The sequence below is a fragment of the Escherichia sp. R1 genome, assembly GCF_003000935.1.
Taxonomy (GTDB): domain Bacteria; phylum Pseudomonadota; class Gammaproteobacteria; order Enterobacterales; family Enterobacteriaceae; genus Escherichia; species Escherichia coli.
Genome location: NZ_PSRU01000053.1, coordinates 1 through 4,404 on the forward strand (window position 1 = coordinate 1; position 4,404 = coordinate 4,404).

Annotated in this window: 4 protein-coding genes, 4 tRNA genes and 1 rRNA gene; 1 reads left to right on the forward strand and 8 read right to left on the reverse strand. The window is 47.7% G+C overall.

Annotation, left to right across the window (positions count from 1 at the left end; all coding sequences use genetic code 11):
* The 5 genes from C4F37_RS26720 to C4F37_RS26740 all read right to left on the reverse strand — a co-directional run.
* Positions 1 to 262: GTP-binding protein (locus C4F37_RS26720; protein WP_000031674.1), on the reverse strand; the 262-nt coding region annotated here is incomplete at its 3' end.
* A 114-nt stretch (positions 263 to 376) separates the two neighbouring features.
* Positions 377 to 452: transfer RNA gene (locus C4F37_RS26725), tRNA-Thr, on the reverse strand.
* Between the two features lie 6 nt (positions 453 to 458).
* Positions 459 to 533: transfer RNA gene (locus C4F37_RS26730), tRNA-Gly, on the reverse strand.
* A 116-nt stretch (positions 534 to 649) separates the two neighbouring features.
* Positions 650 to 734: transfer RNA gene (locus tag C4F37_RS26735), tRNA-Tyr, on the reverse strand.
* Positions 735 to 742: 8 nt separating this feature from the next.
* Positions 743 to 818, reverse strand: a tRNA-Thr gene (locus C4F37_RS26740).
* 361 nt (positions 819 to 1,179) lie between these two features.
* On the opposite strand from C4F37_RS26740, the gene coaA reads away from it, so the two are divergent.
* Complete coding sequence (coaA, locus tag C4F37_RS26755; RefSeq protein WP_000023081.1) at positions 1,180 to 2,130, forward strand: type I pantothenate kinase; 951 nt, start codon at positions 1,180 to 1,182, stop codon at positions 2,128 to 2,130.
* A gap of 28 nt (positions 2,131 to 2,158) precedes the next feature.
* Here the strand turns inward: coaA and birA are convergent, their stop codons facing one another.
* The 3 genes from birA to rrf form a co-directional block, all read right to left on the reverse strand.
* Positions 2,159 to 3,124, reverse strand: coding sequence for a bifunctional biotin--[acetyl-CoA-carboxylase] ligase/biotin operon repressor BirA (birA, locus tag C4F37_RS26760; RefSeq protein ID WP_000654598.1), 966 nt, complete (start codon positions 3,122 to 3,124; stop codon positions 2,159 to 2,161).
* Positions 3,121 to 4,149, reverse strand: coding sequence for a UDP-N-acetylmuramate dehydrogenase (murB, locus tag C4F37_RS26765; protein ID WP_001016665.1), 1,029 nt, complete (start codon positions 4,147 to 4,149; stop codon positions 3,121 to 3,123). Before murB ends, birA begins: the two co-directional genes overlap by 4 nt.
* A gap of 136 nt (positions 4,150 to 4,285) precedes the next feature.
* Positions 4,286 to 4,401 (reverse strand): 5S ribosomal RNA (gene rrf, locus C4F37_RS26770).
* Between the last annotated feature and the right edge of the window lie 3 nt (positions 4,402 to 4,404).

Here is a 4,404-nt window from a genome sequence, read left to right on the forward strand (position 1 = left end):
AGTCGGCGTGCCCCGGGCAGTCTACGTGCGCGTAGTGACGGGTCGGGGTGTCGTATTCAACGTGAGAAGTGTTGATGGTGATACCACGAGCTTTTTCTTCCGGCGCGTTATCGATCTGGTCGAATGCGCGAGCAGCACCGCCGTAGGTTTTAGCCAGTACGGTAGTGATTGCAGCGGTCAGCGTTGTTTTACCATGGTCAACGTGGCCGATAGTACCGACGTTAACGTGCGGTTTTGTACGTTCAAACTTTTCTTTAGACATCGATTGTCCCTCTAAGACACGGATAAATCGGTGATATCACCACATCAACCAGGCAACATGCCCGACTTGTTGAATGCAATAAACAGAAGGAAAAAACAGGGAGGAGAAAAGAAGTGGTGCTGATAGGCAGATTCGAACTGCCGACCTCACCCTTACCAAGGGTGCGCTCTACCAACTGAGCTATATCAGCACATCTTGGAGCGGGCAGCGGGAATCGAACCCGCATCATCAGCTTGGAAGGCTGAGGTAATAGCCATTATACGATGCCCGCATCCTGGAACTCGGCTACCTGATTTTCATTCTGCACTGAATATCGAGAGAAGCTCTCTTTATTCGAGCCGGTAAGCGAACTTATCGTCTCGGGCTACGCCATCGCGTGGCCGAAATTGGTGGTGGGGGAAGGATTCGAACCTTCGAAGTCTGTGACGGCAGATTTACAGTCTGCTCCCTTTGGCCGCTCGGGAACCCCACCGGACTTGATGGTGCCGACTACCGGAATCGAACTGGTGACCTACTGATTACAAGTCAGTTGCTCTACCTACTGAGCTAAGTCGGCATCAAGTAGCGCGCATTCTATGGAGACATGCGAGTTCATGCAACTAAAAAATTGCATAATTTGTTTTATTGGTCACATTTTATGCGACACGATGAAGAAACAGCCGAACGGAGGGCAGATTAGCACACTTTTTCAACATCATTGTGCTCAACAATGTGCTCCTGCTAAACCATAATTCTTTTTATCAGATGGAATATCTGTCACATTGCTTTTCAACGATAGCTTCCTGGGAGAGATTTTTTCTTATTATTCCTCCCCATCTGGTGTTACCCTCCTGCCCATTAACCCATTCAACAGAACTGTGACGCGCCATGGCAAATATCGCTTTGCCGATAGAGCTATGACCGCCAGAAACATGCTTATGAGTATAAAAGAGCAAACGTTAATGACGCCTTACCTACAGTTTGACCGCAACCAGTGGGCAGCTCTGCGTGATTCCGTACCTATGACGTTATCGGAAGATGAGATCGCCCGTCTCAAAGGTATTAATGAAGATCTCTCGTTAGAAGAAGTTGCCGAGATCTATTTACCTCTGTCACGTTTGCTGAACTTCTATATAAGCTCGAATCTGCGCCGTCAGGCAGTTCTGGAACAGTTTCTTGGTACCAACGGGCAACGCATTCCTTACATTATCAGTATTGCTGGTAGTGTCGCGGTGGGGAAAAGTACAACCGCCCGTGTATTGCAGGCGCTATTAAGCCGTTGGCCGGAACATCGTCGTGTTGAACTGATCACTACAGATGGCTTCCTTCACCCTAATCAGGTTCTGAAAGAACGTGGTCTGATGAAGAAGAAAGGCTTCCCGGAATCGTATGATATGCATCGCCTGGTGAAGTTTGTTTCCGATCTCAAATCCGGCGTGCCAAACGTTACAGCCCCTGTTTACTCGCATCTTATTTATGATGTGATCCCGGATGGAGATAAAACTGTTGTTCAGCCTGATATTTTAATTCTTGAAGGGTTAAATGTCTTACAGAGCGGGATGGATTATCCACACGATCCACATCATGTATTTGTTTCTGATTTTGTCGATTTTTCGATATATGTTGATGCACCGGAAGACTTACTTCAGACGTGGTATATCAACCGTTTTCTGAAATTCCGCGAAGGGGCTTTTACAGACCCGGATTCCTATTTTCATAACTACGCGAAATTAACTAAAGAAGAAGCTATTAAGACTGCCATGACATTGTGGAAAGAGATCAACTGGCTGAACTTAAAGCAAAATATTCTACCTACTCGCGAGCGTGCCAGTTTAATCCTGACGAAAAGTGCTAATCATGCAGTAGAAGAGGTCAGACTACGCAAATAATTTAAAGGGGAGTTAATGCTCCCCTTTCTTATTTTTCTGCACTACGCAGGGATATTTCACCGCCCATCCAGGGTTTTATTATTCCATCCTGCTCAAGTAATAAAGCACCCTGTTTGTCTATTCCGCGTGAAATGCCAAATATTTCTTTATCACCAATGATAAGTTTCACTGGGCGATTAATAAAATTATCCAACTTTTCCCAGCGCGAAAGATAAGGTGTCAATCCTTCTTGCTCGAAGAGTTCCAGCGCCGCGCGTAATTCACGTATCAGCATGGCCGCAAGAGTATTACGATCGAGATTGATCCCGGCTTCCTGCAGCGTGATCCACCCTTGATTAACGACACTCTCTTCAACACGACGCATTGCCATGTTGATCCCTGCACCAATGACTATTTGCGCCGCATCGCCGGTTTTGCCAGTCAGCTCCACAAGAATGCCTGCCAGCTTGCGATCCTGCAGATAGAGGTCATTAGGCCATTTAACACGAACTTTATCTGCACCCAGCTTGCGTAATACTTCCGCCATCACGATACCGATAACCAGACTTAAACCAATCGCCGCCGCCGGGCCCTGTTCCAGACGCCAGAACATCGACAAATATAAGTTCGCGCCAAAAGGCGAAAACCATTTCCGACCACGACGACCACGGCCAGCATGCTGGTATTCTGCAACACAGGCATCGCCAGATTTAAGCTCTCCGATGCGGTCCAGGAGATACTGATTCGTGGAGTCAATAACTGGCAGCACGGCTACACTGCCGTCATCCAGCTGACTCAATATCTTTTCGGCATTAAGTAACTGGATTGGCTCGGGCAAGCTGTATCCTTTACCCGGAACAGTAAATACATCAACGCCCCAGTCACGCAGTGTCTGAATGTGTTTATTAATAGCCGCCCGGCTCATTCCCAGCGTTTCACCCAACTGCTCGCCAGAGTGAAATTCGCCATTCGCTAACAGGGCGATCAATTTCAGTGGCACGGTGTTATCCTTCATGAAATTGTCTCCACTGCGCTCACTTCACCTGATGCACCAATAAAGCGGACTTCAGGCTCAAGCCAGACATTAAATTTTTCACCCACTTTTTGTCTTACATGATGCGCCAGCTGTACAACATCTTCGCTTTTTGCATCGTGCTCATTTATGAGAACCAGCGCCTGTTGACGGTGTACCGCAGCCCCACCAATTTGCGTCCCTTTAAGCTGGCACTGATCAATAAGCCAACCTGCAGCCAGTTTTACTGAACCATCCACCTGGGGGTAATGTGGGGCTGTTGGAAATTGTGCCAACAACGCGTTAGCAGTTTCGGCAGAAACAACAGGATTTTTGAAGAAACTACCCGTATTACCGTTCACTTTTGGATCAGGGAGTTTGGTGGTGCGCATATGACACACCGCATCAAATACTTGCTGTGGCGTTACTGTTGTAGGATCCAGACGAGTTAAGTCACCATACGTTAGTACAGGTTGCCACTCTTTTGGCAGACGCAGACCTACGGCTACAATGGCGAAGCGATCCTGGTATTCATGTTTAAAAATACTGTCGCGATAGCCAAAACGGCACTCTTTGGCAGTTAAGCGTACTTGCTTGCCTGTCGCCAGTTCAACACAATCAACATAAGCGCAAACTCGCTGTAATTCTACGCCATAAGCACCAATATTCTGGATAGGTGATGAGCCGACACAACCAGGAATTAATGCCAGATTTTCCAGACCAGGCATACCTTCCTGCAAAGTGTATTTTACCAGGCGATGCCAGTTTTCTCCGGCTCCTACATGTAAATACCACGCATCAGGTTCATCATGAATTTCGATACCTTTGATCCGGTTGATGATCACCGTGCCGCGATAGTCCTCCAGAAAAAGTACATTACTTCCTTCACCCAGAATAAGAACGGGTTGTCCTTCTGCGGTTGCATGCTGCCAGGCATTGAGTAATTGTTGTTCGTCTTCGGCACATACAATGTGCTGAGCATTATGATCAATGCCAAATGTGTTCCAGGGTTTTAAGGAGTGGTTCATAGCTGCTTTCCTGATGCAAAAACGAGGCTAGTTTACCGTATCTGTGGGGGGATGGCTTGTAGATATGATGACAGGAAGAGTTTATAGACACGCAAAAAGGCCCAGTCTTCCGACTGGGCCTTTCGCTTAATTTGATGCCTGGCAGTTCCCTACTCTCGCATGGGGAGACCCCACACTACCATCGGCGCTACGGCGTTTCACTTCTGAGTTCGGCATGGGGTCAGGTGGGACCACCGCGCTAAGGCCGCCAGGCAA

Coding starts and splice junctions, on each gene's coding strand:
- coaA (WP_000023081.1), top strand. CDS start 1,180: ATGAGTATAAAAGAGCAAACGTTAATGACGCCTTACCTACAGTTTGAC.
- birA (WP_000654598.1), bottom strand. CDS start 3,124: ATGAAGGATAACACCGTGCCACTGAAATTGATCGCCCTGTTAGCGAAT.
- murB (WP_001016665.1), bottom strand. CDS start 4,149: ATGAACCACTCCTTAAAACCCTGGAACACATTTGGCATTGATCATAAT.